General features: G+C 66.8%; 10 protein-coding genes. 3 read left to right on the top strand and 7 right to left on the bottom strand.

Annotation, left to right across the window (positions count from 1 at the left end):
* Nucleotides 1-224 precede the first annotated feature (224 nt).
* The gene (locus OZ10_RS10980) at nucleotides 225-1,640 is read left to right on the top strand and encodes an amino acid permease (protein WP_039410573.1); all 1,416 of its coding nucleotides are present in this window, start codon (nucleotides 225-227) and stop codon (nucleotides 1,638-1,640) included.
* Between the two features lie 537 nt (nucleotides 1,641-2,177).
* On the opposite strand, the gene OZ10_RS10985 is transcribed toward OZ10_RS10980, so the two are convergent.
* From OZ10_RS10985 to OZ10_RS11005, 5 genes are all read right to left on the bottom strand, one after another.
* Entirely contained in the window at nucleotides 2,178-4,655 is a 2,478-nt protein-coding gene (locus OZ10_RS10985; RefSeq protein ID WP_039564831.1) for a GH92 family glycosyl hydrolase, read from the bottom strand.
* 815 nt (nucleotides 4,656-5,470) lie between these two features.
* Nucleotides 5,471-5,860, bottom strand: a complete 390-nt coding sequence (locus OZ10_RS10990) for a DUF2628 domain-containing protein (RefSeq protein WP_039413933.1) — start codon at nucleotides 5,858-5,860, stop codon at nucleotides 5,471-5,473.
* A 129-nt stretch (nucleotides 5,861-5,989) separates the two neighbouring features.
* The gene (locus OZ10_RS10995) at nucleotides 5,990-7,720 is read right to left on the bottom strand and encodes a sensor domain-containing diguanylate cyclase (protein WP_081419460.1); all 1,731 of its coding nucleotides are present in this window, start codon (nucleotides 7,718-7,720) and stop codon (nucleotides 5,990-5,992) included.
* A gap of 244 nt (nucleotides 7,721-7,964) precedes the next feature.
* Nucleotides 7,965-9,119 (bottom strand): glycerate kinase, encoded by a 1,155-nt coding sequence (locus OZ10_RS11000; protein WP_039564834.1) that lies wholly within the window; start codon nucleotides 9,117-9,119, stop codon nucleotides 7,965-7,967.
* A gap of 87 nt (nucleotides 9,120-9,206) precedes the next feature.
* The gene (locus OZ10_RS11005; RefSeq protein ID WP_039564836.1) at nucleotides 9,207-10,445 is read right to left on the bottom strand and encodes a dipeptidase; all 1,239 of its coding nucleotides are present in this window, start codon (nucleotides 10,443-10,445) and stop codon (nucleotides 9,207-9,209) included.
* A gap of 310 nt (nucleotides 10,446-10,755) precedes the next feature.
* Between OZ10_RS11005 and OZ10_RS11010 the strand changes: the two genes are divergently transcribed.
* Entirely contained in the window at nucleotides 10,756-12,609 is a 1,854-nt protein-coding gene (locus tag OZ10_RS11010; RefSeq protein ID WP_039564837.1) for an Svx/AvrXca family virulence/avirulence protein, read from the top strand.
* Nucleotides 12,610-12,672: 63 nt separating this feature from the next.
* Here OZ10_RS11010 and OZ10_RS11015 read toward each other — a convergent pair whose 3' ends face one another.
* Together OZ10_RS11015 and OZ10_RS11020 are read right to left on the bottom strand one after the other, a co-directional pair.
* Nucleotides 12,673-12,993, bottom strand: a complete 321-nt coding sequence (locus tag OZ10_RS11015) for a hypothetical protein (RefSeq protein WP_039411833.1) — start codon at nucleotides 12,991-12,993, stop codon at nucleotides 12,673-12,675.
* A 118-nt stretch (nucleotides 12,994-13,111) separates the two neighbouring features.
* Nucleotides 13,112-14,278, bottom strand: coding sequence for a class I SAM-dependent rRNA methyltransferase (locus OZ10_RS11020; protein WP_039411836.1), 1,167 nt, complete (start codon nucleotides 14,276-14,278; stop codon nucleotides 13,112-13,114).
* A 264-nt stretch (nucleotides 14,279-14,542) separates the two neighbouring features.
* Here OZ10_RS11020 and OZ10_RS11025 point away from each other — a divergent pair, with 264 nt between their 5' ends.
* On the top strand, nucleotides 14,543-15,499 hold the full coding sequence (locus tag OZ10_RS11025; RefSeq protein WP_039411839.1) for a TerC family protein: 957 nt from the start codon (nucleotides 14,543-14,545) through the stop codon (nucleotides 15,497-15,499).
* The last annotated feature ends 108 nt before the right edge of the window (nucleotides 15,500-15,607 follow it).

Genomic DNA, 15,607 nt, shown 5'->3' on the forward strand with positions numbered 1-15,607 from the left:
ATTGAGCGGGATTGGTGCGTTGGGATGTGGGATTCGTAGAAGCGCTGGGCTGCAGACGTCGGTTAGATTGGCGAAGGTCTGGCAAAGCGAAGCACGCGCCACGCTGATGCAGGCAGGCGCGTCTGCCCTGCCCGACCTGCGCCGCCACATGACCTTGGACCGATAGCTTTGCTGCGCTGCGTTGGGCGACACTCGCGCATTCTTTAGATTCCCGCGAGGTCCGCATGTCGTCTTGGCTCAGGCGCAAATCCATCGATCAGGTCACCGTGCACGAAGCCGGGCGGCAACTGGTCCGCAGCCTGAGTTGGCCGCACCTGATCGCGCTGGGCATCGGCGCGATCGTCGGTACCGGTATCTACACGCTGATCGGCGTAGGCGCCGACAAAGCCGGCCCGGCCGTGCTGCTGTCGTTCGTGGCTGCCGGCATCGTGTGCGCCTGCGCGGCGCTGGCGTATGCGGAAATGGCCACGATGATGCCGGCGGCCGGCAGTGCCTACACCTACAGCTACACCGCGCTGGGCGAGAGCATCGCCTGGGTGGTGGGCTGGAGCCTGGTGCTGGAATATTCGCTGGTGGTCAGCACGGTGGCGGTGGGCTGGTCAGGCTACTTCGTCGGCTTCCTGCAGTGGCTGGGGGTGGAGCTGCCGCAGACGCTGATTGCCGGGCCGCATGCCGGCGGTATCGTGAACCTGCCGGCGGTGGTGATCACCTTCCTGGTGGCCGGCATGCTGATGGCCGGCACCAAGGAGAGTGCCACGCTCAATGCGGTGCTGGTGGTGCTGAAGATCATTGCGCTGGGCGTGTTCGTGGCGATCGCGTTGCCAGCCTTCAACAGCGCCAACCTGCAGCCGTTCATGCCGTATGGCTTCTCCAAGGCGATGGGCCCGGACGGCGTGGAGCGCGGGGTGATGGCAGCGGCGGCGATCATCTTCTTTGCGTTCTACGGTTTCGATGCGATTTCCACCGCGGCCGAAGAGACCAAGAACCCGGGGCGCGATCTGTCGATCGGCATCGTCGGCTCGATGATCGGCTGCACGCTGATCTACGTGCTGGTGGCGCTGGCGGCAGTGGGTGCGATGAGCTTCACCGTGTTCGGCAAGAGCCCCGAGCCGCTGGCGCTGATCTTGCGCGAGCTGGGACATGGCAAGGCCGCGTTGGTGATCGGTGCGGTGGCGATCATTGCGTTGCCGACCGTGCTGCTGGCGTTTTTGTACGGGCAGAGCCGCATCTTCTTCGTGATGTCGCGCGATGGGCTGTTGCCGCGCGGCTTGTCCAAGGTCAACGCACGCACCGGCACACCGGTGGCGATCACGCTGTTCACCGCGGTGCTGGTGGCGGCGTTGGCGGGCGTGGCACGGCTGGATGAGATCGCCGCATTGGCCAATGCCGGCACGCTGGCGGCGTTCACCGCGGTGGCTGCATGTCTGCTGGTGCTGCGTGTGCGCGAGCCCGGCCGGGCGCGCGCCTTCCGCACGCCGCTGGCCTGGGTGGTGGGCCCGGTGGCGATCCTGGGCTGCCTGTACCTGTTCTGGAGTCTGCCGAGCAAGACGCAGCTGTGGTTTCTGGTCTGGAATGCGCTGGGTGTGGTGGTGTACCTGGCGTATGGGCGGCGCAATAGCCGGTTGCATCAGGCGGGGTGAGTCGCGACGTCCTCCTCGCCCGCGGCAGAGAGGCTTTCAAAACACTGTGGCAATGCCAGCACTCCCTTCTCCCACTGGGACAGTGTCCTCCTTTATGGGGGAGAAGGTGGCGCGTAGCGCCGGATGAGGGTGCGGGCGAAGCCTCGTGTCATCCAATTCGTCAGGGGCTTCGCCCCGTGCCCTCACCCCAACCCCTCTCCCGAGGGGAGAGGGGCTTTAGCGCTGCTGCGATGTTGCCCTTCTCCCACTAGGACATTGTCCTCCTTTATGGGGGAGAAGGTGGCGCGTAGCGCCGGATGAGGGTGCGGGCGAAGCCTCTCGTCATCCAATTCGTCAGGGGCTTCGCCCCCGTACCCTCACCCCAACCCCCGCTCCGCGCCCCAGCCCGCGCTTGCGGCGCGGGCGCTCCAAGGCACGCGCGCCAGTGGCGCGCAAGCTGTGCCTTTTCGCCCCGATGGGAGAGGGGCTTTCGAGCGGCGCGCTGGTCAGTGCTTGCGGCGTCGAGGCTTGCGGTGACTGAGTGGCTGCAGCCGGTTGTTACTGCGCTGCTGCTGGCGTGGCACAGAACGAAGTCGGCAACGCATCCGCCTGCGTACCCCACCCTTGGGTCGGGGCGCGGTTGGTCAGTGCGAACGACAGCGTGCCGCCCTGCTGCAACTGCGCCCAGTCCAGGAACACCTGCGGCTGCGGCTTGCCATTCAAGCGCACGCCATCCACGTATTGCAGCGTGCGGCCGTCGGCGCCAGGCGCATCGATGCGCAGGCGCTTGCCGTTGCCCAGGGTGAGCGTCGCCCGCTTGAAACGCGGCGCATGCAGCAGGAATTGTCCGCTGCCCGGTACCGCCGGATACAGGCCCAATGCACTGAACAGGTACCAGGCCGACATGGTGCCCAGATCGTCGTTGCCGGTCACACCGTTCGGTGCGTTGGTGAACAACTGCTGCGCGGCACGCACCACGGTGGCGGTCTTCCACGGTTGGCCGATCAGCGTGTACATCCACGGTGCGTGCAGGTCCGGTTCGTTGTTGGGGTTGTAACGGTACTGGTTGTAGTAGCTGTAGGGCCCGACCACCCAATGCGTGCGGGCGCCATTGCGCGGGTCCTTGAGCAGGTCGTCGTAGGCGAAGAAGGCGTCCAGCCGCTTGCCGGCCTGTTCGCTGCCGTGCATGGCCTGCAGCATGCCGGGAATGTCCTGCAGCACCAGCCACTGATACTGCCAGGCGGTGCCTTCGTGGAAGCCGTGTTGCGAGCGTGGGCTGTACTGATCGTTGGACGGCGCGTACCAATTGCCGTCTTCCAGCCGCGGGCGCGGAAATCCGGCAAACCCGGTCTCGGCATCGCGCACGTCCGCGTCCCAGACGTTGTGCCAGTTGCCACCGCGCGCACGCAGTTGCGCGCTGTCGTCGCTGTGACCCAGCGCTTGCGCCATCTGTGCGAGCGCGCAATCGGCCAGCGCATATTCCAGCGTGGCCGAGCCGCCGTGGTGCGGGTCCACGTCCATACCCTTGGACGGAAACGCGCGGTCGTACTGCACGAAGCCCTTGGCCAGATAATTGGCATTGCCCGAGCGCCCGGCGTGGCGCGAGTTGATCGGTGGTTGGCCGAAGGCATTTTGCCGTAACGCTGCATACGCTTCGGCTTCATTGCCCTGCAACGCGCCGAAGCGCCACAGATCGACCAGGAACGGCGTGACCGGATCGCCGGTCATGATGTTGGTATCGAAATTGGCGTAACCCCAGCGCGGTAGCCAGCCACCCTGCTGATGGATCGCCAGCAGCGAACGGCCGATGTCGCGTGCACGTGCCGGTTGCAGCAGCGCCAGCAACTGGTTTTGCGAACGATAGGTGTCCCACAGCGAAAAGTATTCGTAATAGGTCCAGCCATCAGCGTGGTGGATCGCATCGTCGTAGCCGCGGTAGCGGCCATCGGCATCGCTGCCGGTGAGCGGCTGCAGCAGGGCGTGATACAGCGCGGTGTAAGCCACGCTGCGATCGTCGTTGCTGGCGCCTTCCAGTTGCAGGCTGGCCAGTTCGCGGCGCCAGGTCTGCTGCGCGCGCTGGCGCATCTGTTCCAGGCTCAGCAACTTGCCGCCCTGCATGCCGTCGGCGCGCAGGTTGGTGCGCGCACCTTGCGCGTCCACATGCGAGATGGCGCTGACCACCGTCACCGCGCGCGCGTCTTTGCCCTTGCCCAGCGGGAAGCTGAGCCAGGCGCCGTTGGGCTTGAGCTCGCCGCCCATGCCGTGACGCGCACCGGGCACGCCGCCGTCTTCGCCCCACACCCCGTGCGCGGTAAACGGGCGATCGAACTCCAGCCGGAACCAGGTGGTGTACTCATGGCCGCCACAAAAGCTCTGCGTGACCAGTTTGCCTTCCACCGCACGGTCGCCCGCCAGCTGCACCTGGCTGCCGATCACCACATGGCGGTCGTTGGCCTGGGCCACGTTGATCAGCAGGTGGCCGGTGTCGGCCCCCGGCGCGAAGGTGTAGCGCTCGGCTGCAGCGCGGGTCAACGCGCTGGCTTCGGCGTCGATGCCGCCGTAGTCGGTGAGCCGCACCTTGTAGTACCCGGCCTGGCCCACTTCGCCGTCATGCGTGTAACGCGCGGCGTAGCGCTTCTGGTCGAAGGCCTTGGCATCGGTGGTATCGAAATCGCCACCCGGGCCGATGCGTCCGGTCACCGGCAGGATCGACACCTGCCCGCCCTGCTCCCAGCAGCCGGCACCGGAAAGGAACGAATGCCCGAAGCCGCGGATGCTGGGGTCGTCGTAGCGCCAGCCGGCGTAGTGGGCGCCGATCGGGCTGACCTGGATCAGGCCGAACGGCGCGGAGGCACCCGGATAGGTATTGCCGTCATCCTTGCTGCCGATGAAGGTATTGACCTGCGCCGGGTCCTGCGCGGCCAGCGGCGGTGCGGCCACCATGCCGAGCAGGCACAGGCCGGCGGCAGCACGGCGCCACAGCGGCGTTGACGGCAGACGCGACGAAGAGCGATCAGATGCAACGGCAGAGAACATGCAAGACACCTCGGGGGAGAGGGCGGCCGAGGCCGCAGGTGGAATGACACGTGCTGACCGCTGCACAGGCGGCAATCGGCATGACGACCGAACTCGAACCAAGACCAGCAATGGCCAGTAAAGGGGCGCAATCTTCATCAGTTGCGTGGACGGCGCAGACCAGGACGAGTGTACGAGTGAAACACGCCGATTCCGAGCAGCGGCCTTGCCCATGTGGCATTGACCACGGTGGATCGATTGGCTGCTGCAAACCGAAACTGCGCGCACCCGCAGATGGCTGCGAGGGAGGCTCCCGCTTGGCAGGCGCGCATGCACACGTCCAATTGCGGCGCGGCGCGCGCAGCCAGTGCCAACGACAGCGCCGCAACGCGTGGTATTCGCCTTCGAACGCCAATCAGGCGCTGCACGCAGCGTCTGACAGCTGAAAGCCGGCACGCGCAACGCGTGCAATCCGGCTCCGGGCGCAGCTTCCGCCGACGACGGCATGCGGCCTGGATCGATCTAAATAGCAGTCGACGATGTCCATCGGTTGGCCAAGATTAGTATTGCATGCCATCTCCTGCATACCGCGTCGCAGCAAAGCAGACGGGCTATGGCGCTGGTCGATGAAGATAAGTTTCGTCGAATCAGTGAGTTGGAGCTGGGCAGCAGGAGACACCGTTAGCTGCCCTGACGGGTGAGCCTGTTTAGAGCCGGCCGCCTGGCCCGAGATCTGGCCGATGCACGCCTGCCAATGTCCGCCCACAAAAAAGCCCGGTCGTGGACCGGGCCTGGCGGCAAGGCGTCGGTGGGAGGGTCCGCGCCCGGTGCGTGGCTTACCAGCGCATGCCTTCGAACGGGTTGAAGCTGGTGCTGCCCTTCACCTTGTCCAGGTAGTAGGCATAGTTGGCGCTCATACCGGCCAGCAGGGCCAGCGGAACGCTCAGCGCGTTACCCAGCGATCCGGGCAGGAACGAGGCAATGATGCCCACCACCAGGCCGATGCCGATCAGGCCCAGCGCCTTGCGCCACAGGCCCAGGATGAAGAAATAGATGAAGCCGAAGAACAGCGCGTAGAAGTTCATGCCCACCTTCAGCTTCTCGCCGAACGGCAACGTCTTGAGCGCCTGCTTGTAGGCGGGATCCTTGGGGCCGCCGTGACGGTCGAAGAAGGCAAAGCGGAACTGCCACTTGGGGCTGAGCTGGGTGCGATCGAAGGTATCCATTCCAATCCATGTAGTTGTAAACGGTTACATGATAGGCGATCGCGTATTCATCAGCACGTTCTTTCGGGGCCGGTCACATGGGTTCGGTGCGGAAACACATGCGCGGCACTGGCCGCCGCGCCCGGACGCTCAGCGCTGGTCGCTGGTGCCGGTGCCTCGGCGGGCGCGTCGCAGCGAATACAGCGAGCGGTCGGCGCGGTCGACCACCGCGGCCAGCGCTTCGCCGTCATGCCGCAGCGCGGTGCCCAGGGTGAACTGGATCGGCGCGTCGGCGGCGGCCGCCAGGTAGTCGCGCACCAGCGCGTCCAGCTGCTGCTGGCTGGGCTGATGCAGCAGCACCAGGAATTCGTCGCCGCCGAGGCGGACCAGGCGGTCCTGGGTGCGTAGCGGCTGGTTGAGGAACCACGCCATCTGCACCAGCACCTCGTCGCCGCGCTGGTGGCCATGGGTGTCGTTGACCAGCTTGAACTTGTCCAGGTCCACCACGATGCAGCCCCAGCGCACGCTGGGGTCGCGCTTGTCCAGCTCGTCCAGGAAGCGGCGGTTGTAGCAGTTGGTCAGCGGGTCGGTGAACGACCATTCCAGCAGCAGCTTTTCCTGCTGGTACTGGTTGGTGATGTCCTGGGCGTGGGCCAGCACCAGGGTGGCGTCGGATTCGACATCGAGCACGTTGCTGTACTGCCAGTGGCGCAGGCTGCCATCGCCGGCCACCAGCTCGATCACGCCCGCGTCCTGGCCGTCGAGCACCATCCGCGACAGGTACCCACGCACCGCGCCGTGCCGCTCCGGGCGCACGAACTCCAGCAGCGAGCGGCCTTCCATCGCCTCCACGCTGCGCCCGAGCGAGCGCGCCGCCGCCGGGTTCACGCTGACCAGCCGGCCATCCATCTCGTGGGTGCAGATCAGCCCCAGGCTGTACTGGAACAGCTTGCGGAACTTGCGTTCGCTGGCGGCCAGCGCATCCACCGCAAGATGCCGGTCGGTCACGTCCTGGACTGCGCCGATCAGGCGCATCCGCCCGTCCACGTGTTCCACCGAGCCGGTGCTGTGCACCCACAACTTGCGGCCGGCGGCACTGACCAGGGGCAGCTCCAGGTCCCACGCAGTGCCATCCCGCACGCAGGTCTCCACCGCCTCGGTGATGACCGAGCGCGCCTCCAGCGGGTAGAACCCGATCGCCTCGCTCAGGGTGGGCCGGTAACCGGGCGGAACATCGTGCAGGCGGCAGGTCTGGTCCGACCAGATCAGCGTGCCGCTGGCCACATCCACCTCCCACCCGCCGACGCCTGCCACCCGGCCGGTGCGCTCCAGGAACGCTTCGCTCTCGCGCAGGCGCTGCTGCAGCTGCGCATTGGCCGCCTCGCGCTCGAGCATCACCCGGCGCTGCTCCAGGCCTTCGGCAGCGACCTTGGCCAGCTGCCGCAAGGCCTGCAATTGCGCCGGTTCCAGCGCGCGCGGGCGCTGGTCGATCACGCATACCGTGCCCATGCGCAGCCCGTCGGGCAGCACGATCGGGGCGCCGGCGTAGTAGCGGATGCCGGGCGCTTCGGTGACCAGGATGTTGTCGTGGAAACGCGGGTCGGCCGGTGCATCGCGCACCTCCATCACCGCATCGCCCTGGATGGTGTGGGCACAGAACGCCAGTTCGCGCGGGGTTTCGGACACGCCCGGCAGGCCGATGTTGGCCTTCCACCACTGGCGGCGTTCGTCCACCAGCGAGACCAGCGCGATGGGGGTGCCGCCGATCGCCTGCGCGGCGGCGGCCAGCGCGTCGAAGAACGGTTCGGCGGCGGTGTCGACCACCTGCAACAACGCCAGGCGCGCCAGACGCTGCGCCTCGTTGAGTGTGGATGACACCATGGTGTCGCTGTGATTCAACGGAAAGCTCGCTTGTCCCCGGGCCATTCCCGCAGTCTAGCGGACCAGGGACGGGCACCTGCTGCCGGGTTGCGTGGGCAAATCACAGAATGCGCTGCGCGCCGCTTCCCTGGGGCAGGCGCCCTTGGTGTCGCTGACGATCGATGGGTCTGCGCCATCGACGCAGCCAGCGGATCCTTTCGATTGCCCCTCGACCGGTGCGGACCCGTCGCGCTGGGCGCGGTCCTCAAGCAGGCCGTTGCACCAGCGTGCCACCAAGCTGCACCGCCGCCGCCACGTTGCGCGCGGCGCGGCGGACGTTGCCGGCGGCATCGGCCAGGGCCTGCTCCAGGGTGCAGGCGCCGGGCACCACCGCAAACATCGCATCGATGCCATGGCCATGCAGTTGCGCAGCTGCGTGGCCGATCGATCCGGCAATGGCGATCACCGGGATGCCATGCCGCTGCGCGAGCTGCGCCACCCCGACCGGGGTCTTGCCGCGTGCGCTCTGGCCATCCAGACGGCCTTCGCCGGTGATCACCAGATCGGCCTGCGCGATGGCGGCCTCCAGGCCGAGCGCCTGGGCAACCAGCTCCACGCCCGGGCACAACTGTGCGCCGAGGAAGGCCACCAGGCCTGCGCCCAGCCCGCCGGCCGCGCCAGCGCCAGGCAGGGTGTGCAGGCGCACGCCCAGCGCGCGCTGCAGCACATCGGCGTAGTGCTGCAGGTTGGCATCCAGCCGCGCCACCATCGCCGGGGTGGCGCCCTTCTGCGGGCCGAACACCGCCGAGGCACCGGTCGGGCCGACCAATGGGGTGTCCACATCGCAGGCGACCTCGATCCGGCAGTGCGGCAGCCGCGGGTCCAGGCCGTCGACCTCGACATGGGCCAGCGCTGCCAGCGCGCCACCGCCCGGGCCGATCGGCAGGCCGTGCGCATCCAGCAGCCGCACCCCGAGCGCCTGCGCCATGCCGGCGCCGCCGTCGTTGGTGGCACTGCCGCCGATGCCAAGGATCAGGTGGCGCGCGCCGGCATCCAGCGCGGCCAGGATCAGCTCGCCCACCCCGGCGGTGCTGGTCAGCAGCGGTGCCCGCTGCGCCGGCGGCAGCAGGGCCAGCCCGCTGGCAGCGGCCATTTCGATCACCGCGGTGCGGCCGTCACCGGTCATCCCGAAAAAGGCCTGCACCGGCGCGCCGCGCGGGCCGCTGACGGTGCACTCGATCCTGCGCCCGCCGGTGGCCGCGATGAGCGCATCCACCGTGCCTTCGCCACCATCAGCCATCGGCACCTGGCGGTAGTCCCAGTGCGGGAAAACCTGGCGAAAGCCGGCTTCGATCTGCGCGGCCACCTCCGGCGCGGGCAGGCTTTCCTTGTACGCATCGGGGGCGATGACCACCCTCACCGACGTGCACCTGCCCGCGGCGGACGCACCCAGCCGGCCGTGCGCGGGTTGGGCTTGAACATGGCGGCGTTCACGCGCAGGCCATCCCTATCCGGCCCTGGCGCGCGTAGCCGCATAGTCCTGCGCCTGCTGCATCACCCGCAGCAGATTGCCGCCCCAGATGCCGGCGATCTGCTGTTCGGTGTAGCCCTTGCGCAGCAGCCAGACGGTGATGCGCGGCAGGTCGGAGACATCGTCCAGCCCCACCACGCCACCGCCACCATCCCAGTCCATGCCGATGCCCACGTGCTCGGGCCCGACTACCGCCAGCACATGCTCCAGATGGGCGAAGAAATCCTCTTCGGTCGCCCGCTTGACCGGGTAGCGCGCATCCAGCTCCTTCAGCGCGGCGCTGAGCCTGGTGCCGTCGGCGATCTTGATGTGCTCCCAGCCGCCGTACTGCTCGGTGAGCGCCTTTTCGGCAGCCTTGCGCTCGGGGCTGGCACCGCTGTCCACCAGATAGCCACCGTAGGAATTGACCTGGATCACGCCGCCATGCGCGGCCAGCACCTTCAGGCGTGCATCGTCGATGTTGCGCGGGTGGTTGTAGACCGCACGCGCGCCGCTATGCGAGAGCACGATCGGCACCGGCGACAGCGCAATCAACTGGTCGAACACCGCATCGGAGGCATGCGATTGATCGATCACGATGCCCAGCGCCTGCGCCTGTTGCACCAGCTGTTTGCCGGCCGGGCTCAGGCCCTTCCACTCGGCGCCCTTGGGGTCGGTGGCCGAGTCGGCGAACTCGTTGTTGAGAAAGTGCACGGTGCTCATCAAGCGCAGCCCCTGCGCGTAGTAGAAGCGCAACAACGTGGGGTCGGCCACCAGCGGGCTGGCGTTTTCCATGCTGATGTACACCACGCGCTTGCCGGCGGCCTTGATGCGCGCGGCATCGGCCGGCACGGTGGCCAGTGCAAAGCGCTGCGGTTGCGCGGCCACCAGGGTGTGGATCTTCAGCAAGCGCTGCAGGCCGGCGTCGCGGTCGTCCAGGTGCGCGGCCGCGCTGCGATCGCCCTGCCCGGTGTAGAGCGCCCAGAACCCGCCATCCAGCGCGCCTTCCACCATGCGCGGGTAATCCACCTGCGACAGCCGGTTGCCGGCGTGCGCCTGCAGCACATCGAAGTCGGCGCGCTCCAGATTGGCCGGCGTGTCCAGATGCGAATCCAAGGTGACCAGGCGTTGTTGCAGGGCAGTGGCGCGCGCCAGTTCGGCGCTGGAGAACTCCAGCGCGTGCGCCGAGCCGGCCAGGCTCAACAACACGGCCGTACACAGCAGTTGCAGGTTCATGCGCGCTCGCAGGCAGGTGGGGGTCTCGGGATCATAGCTGCAGCGAACCCACGCGCCAGCTGCGCGCGCTGCGCGTTGCCCGCGCCGTGGTGATGCGCGCAAGTCCAACCATCGCCACACCGCAAGCGCCGAGCACGTTGCAGTTATGAAAAATACATCAGCAAAGTAATTGCGCCACGTTCGACGCTACGCACACTTGCGCGGCCGTCGCTGGCGGCACCCCACCCCATCAACCCCGCCCACCGCCACGCCTTGCGCGCGTGTCGTGCGGGTGTGCGCCGCAATCCCCTTCTTTCTGCGAGATCCAACCATGTCCATTGCATCGCGTGCGCTCCCCCGGCGCCTGCTCACCCTTGGCCTGATCGCCGCCGGCCTGGGCGCGGCGGCCAGCGCCAGCGCGGCCTGCACCGCCGGTTCCTGGGTGGCGCGCGTCAATGAGGTCGGCATGCCGCCGGTGCGCTACGAAACCGCGCATTTTGCGTTCCGCTGGAACGGCAGCGGCGTGTCCGACGCCGACCTGCGCGCGGCCGGCGAGCATCTGGAAATGGTCTGGGACACCTTCATCAACCGCCTGCAGTTTCCCGAGCCGTTCTGCAACGCCGGTACCAAGTACAAGGCCAACCTGCATCTGGATCCGGGTTTCGGACTGAGCGGCGGGGCCACCGGCAGCGGCGGCATGGGCATGTGGATGGCACCGGCCGCGCTGCGCGACCACTGGGGCCTGGCGCACGAGCTCACCCACGCCTTGCAGTACCAGGCCGGCGGCCTGCAGGAATCGGAGTACACCGGCTGGATCTGGGAATCGCATGCCAACTGGATGACGCACCAGCTGCCGGAATTCCACAGTAGCGACGTGCATTGCTCGAGCATGCTGGTGAACTACCCGCATCTGTATCTGGGCTCCACGCGCGACCGTTACTGCAACTGGCAGTTCATGGAGTACCTGAAGAACCGCTACGGCTATTCGATCATCAACGACATGTGGAGCAAGGCGCCGCGCATCGACAACCCGGCGCGGCGCACCACCGATCCGTTCTCGGTGATCAAGACCAACATGGGCTGGACGCAGGCGCAGTTGAACGATGTGCTGGGCGACTGGGCCATGCGCAACGTCAACTGGGACTACACCAATCCAGACGGCAGCGACCAGGGCGCGGTGTATCGCGCGCGCTATGGCAGCAACCTGTCCTTCGACCCGCAGCGCACGCAGGACTGGGACAACCGCGACCGCGCCTTGCGCATGACCGTGCTCGACCCGGTGTCCGGGCAAGCCAATCGCTATCGCGTGCCGTTCGAGTGGGCACCGCAGCGTTGGGGCTACAACCTGGTGCAGCTGGTCCCGGCCAGCGGCGCCACCAGCATCAGCGTCGCCTTCGAAGGCCAGGTGCAAAGCGCGCCGGCGGTCACCGGCCTGCCCGGCCTGCTCAACGATCCTGCCAGCATCCCCAACCCGGATTCGGACTGGCGCTGGGGCGTGGTGGCCATCGACAGTGCGGGCAAGGCGCGTTACAGCACCCTGCAACGCGGCGCCAGGGCCAGCGTTACGGTGGCCTTGAAGAGCGGCGACCGCGCGGTGTACCTGATGGTGATGGGCGCACCCGGCAGCATGCAGCAGATCAAGTGGGACCAGTCCTACTACGCGATCTACCGCTATCCGTGGAGCGTGACATTGACCAACGCCGCGCCGGCCGGCAGCCAGCCCAATGTGCCTACGCCCACCCCGGTGGGGCGTCGCCACGCCAACGGTGGCGGCTGGGTCGCCAATACCGCCAATGTCGCCTCTACCGCCTATGTGGGCCCGCGTGCACGGGTGCTGGCCGGCAGCGTGCTGGGCAACGCCCGCATCGACGGCCGCGCCACCGTCATGGGCGGCACCGTGCAGGGCAATGCGGTGCTCGGTGGCATCACCGTGTGGCATCCGGGCGCCACCATCGGTGGCAACGCACAAGCCAACACCAGCTTCATGGGGCCGGGCGCCTTCGGCACGGTGAACATTGCCGGCACCACCCAGGTACGTGGCGACATCGAACTGCGCGAAGGCACCACGCCCACGCAAGGCGTGTTCTATGGCTATGCCGATGCGCAGACCATGCGCAACCCTGAATTCGGCGCCGACCTGCGCCAGGCGGTGCCGGAGATCACCGCACGCCCGGCGGGTTGGTGAGTCCGTAGCGGGGGAATGAGCTTGCAACCTGCAGCACGCGTGCAAGCCCACGCGTGCTGCAGCTCAATCCTCCAGTTCGGCCAGGCGCGCGCGCACGCTGTCCACATCAATGTGCTCGCGCACGTGCGGCCACTGCCGCGCCCACACCGAGCGGAATACGATCCACGCACCGAACACGCCCAGACAGGTCGAGCCCAGCGCCAGCACCAGCGGGTGCAGCGGCGAGCCGTCGCCGCTCTGGAACAGATACATGAAAGCCCCGGAAAACAGCAGCCACACGCCGAACACCGGCCAGTTGCTGGCCAGCAGGCTGGCATTGGGGCGTTCGATCTCGCGTAGCAAGCGGCGCAAGGCCTTGCGTTCGTCTTCGTCGCTGGACGTCATCGGCTGCCGACTCCTGGTTGGATGTCTACCTTGAATCCTTACTTGCCGGCGATCGCATCGCGCGACTGAAGACGCTTCCTGCAAGGCGGCAAACCGCGTCCTCCGCCGCGAAGCGCGCTTACACCACGCGGCAGAACACCGCCTTCAAGTAGCGCGATTCCTGCACGTGCGCCATGAACGGGTGGTCCGGACCGGCGCCAGCCACTTTCAGGATCTGGATGGTGCGCCCGGAGAAATACGACGCGCGCCGCAGCATGTCCAGAAACTCCTGCTCCGCCACCAGCCCGGTGCAGGAGAACGTGGCGAACAGGCCGCCGGGCTTGACCACGCCCAGCGCCAATTTATTCATGTCCAGATACTTCTTCAGCGCCGGGATCACCTGCTCGCGGTCGCGGGTCATCTTGGCCGGGTCCAGGATCACCACATCGAACTGGTCGCCGCGGTTGGACGCATCGCGCAGCCACGGAAAGATGTCGGCCTGCACGAACTTCGGGCGCACGTTGTTGAGCTTGGCGTTGCCCTTGGCAATGGCGATCACGTCTTCATCGATGTCCACGCCCAGCACCTCGCTGGCACCGCGCGCGGCGGCATACACCGCAAAGCCGCCGGTGTTGCAGCACAGGTCCAGCACGCTCTTGCCTTCCACCTGCTCGCTCAGCCACTGGCGGTTGTCGCGCTGGTCGGCAAAGAAGCCGGTCTTGTGCGCGCCGGCCGGGTCGGCGCGGAACTTGATGCCGTGCTCGGTGATCACCGCCGCTTCCGTGGTGGTGTTGCTGTGGAAGTCGAAGCTTTCCTGCTTTTGCACGTGTTCGTCGGCAAAGCTGTGGAAGCGGCAGCCCGGGAACTGCTCGCGCAGCGCCTCGTAGATCCATTCGCGGTGACGGAACATGCCGGCGGCGAAGAACTCCACCACCACCAGGTCGCCGTAGCGGTCCACCACCAGGCCCGACAGACCGTCGCCTTCGCTATGCACCACGCGCCAGGCATCGGACACGGCGTCGAGTTTGAGCCAGTCACGGCGCAGGTTCACCGCCGCGGCGATCTTGCGCGAGAACCAGCCCGCATCCACCGGCACCGACTGGTCGGTTTCCAGGATACGCACCGCGATGCGCGAATGGCCGTTGTAGAAGCCGCGGCCGATCCACTCGCCATCCACGCCGACCACATCGACGATGGTGCCGGGTTTGGGCTTGGCGGCGGGCTTTTCCACCAGCTTCTGGAAGATCCACGGGTGGCTGGAGCGCCAGGCATTCTTGAGACGGACGGTAGGGGCTGGAGTATTCATCCGCCCATTGTATCCGGCTGGATTGACGTGCCTGCCTCCGGCCCGCAGAATCGGGCGCAGAAGGGGAGTAGCTCCCAACGTTGTCGCCGTCATTACGAGCCCGCCTTGTGCAGTGCTCCGGTGCAACGGCAACCGGCCAGGCCGGTTGCGAGCGAGACCTTCGCCGCGCAGGCGAAGGTCCGTCACCCGGAATCCACGATTTCCGTGTCACAAGGCCTCAGCCCAACCGGCTGTCCAGGTCGTTTCACTTTTTCGGGATTCTTTATGCAAACCATTGGCAATGTCTGGTTATGGGGCGGTTTCGGGGTCGTGGTGATCGCCGCGCTGCTGATCGATCTGGTGCTGATGCGCCACGGCGGCGCGCACAAGGTCACCTTCAAGGAAGCCACCTGGTGGAGCATCGGCTGGGTGCTGCTGGCCCTGGCCTTCAATGCCGGGCTGTGGTGGTACCTGCAGGGCAGCCTGGGCGATGCGCAGGCCGACCAGATCGGGCTGCAGTTCCTCACCGGCTACCTGGTGGAAAAATCCCTGGCGGTCGACAACATCTTCGTGTTCCTGATGGTGATGACCTACTTCGGCGTCCCCGAAGAACAGCGCCAGCGCGTGCTGATCATCGGTGTGCTGGGTGCGATTGTCCTGCGCGCGATCATGATCTTCGCCGGCTCGATGCTGCTGGCCAAGTTCCATTGGCTGCTCTACGTATTCGGCGCGTTCCTGCTGCTGACCGGGATCAAGATGTGGTTCTCCGCCGGCAAGGAGCCAGATCTGGAGAGCAACCCGGTGCTGCGCTGGATGCGCAGCCACCTGCGCCTGAGCCCGCAGTACCACGGCAACCTGCTCAGCGTGATCAAGGACGGCAAGCGCTGGTTCACCCCGCTGTTCGTGGTGTTGATCCTGATCGCGGTGATCGATGTGATCTTCGCGGTGGATAGCATCCCGGCGATCTTTGCGATCACCACCGACCCGTTCATCGTGCTGACCTCGAATGTATTCGCGGTGCTGGGCCTGCGCGCGATGTTCTTCCTGCTGGCCGGCATGGCCGACCGCTTCCACCTGTTGCCGTACGGGCTGGCGGTGATCCTGGTGTTCATCGGCATCAAGATGATGATCATCGATCTGTACAAGATCCCGGTGCTGGTCTCGCTGGGCGTGGTGGTGACGATCCTGATTGCCACCATCGTGCTGAGCCTGCTGCGCCCACCCAAGGTGGCTGGGCACTGAAAGGCCGGGATTGGGCATTCGGGATTCGGGATTGGACGCGCCCATGCACTGGTCCCAACCATGCGCACCGACCATCTCGACAGGCCCTTGCCCGCCCACCGTCGCGGG

Origin of the sequence: Xanthomonas cannabis pv. cannabis (assembly GCF_000802365.1) — a bacterium.
Lineage (GTDB): Bacteria > Pseudomonadota > Gammaproteobacteria > Xanthomonadales > Xanthomonadaceae > Xanthomonas > Xanthomonas cannabis.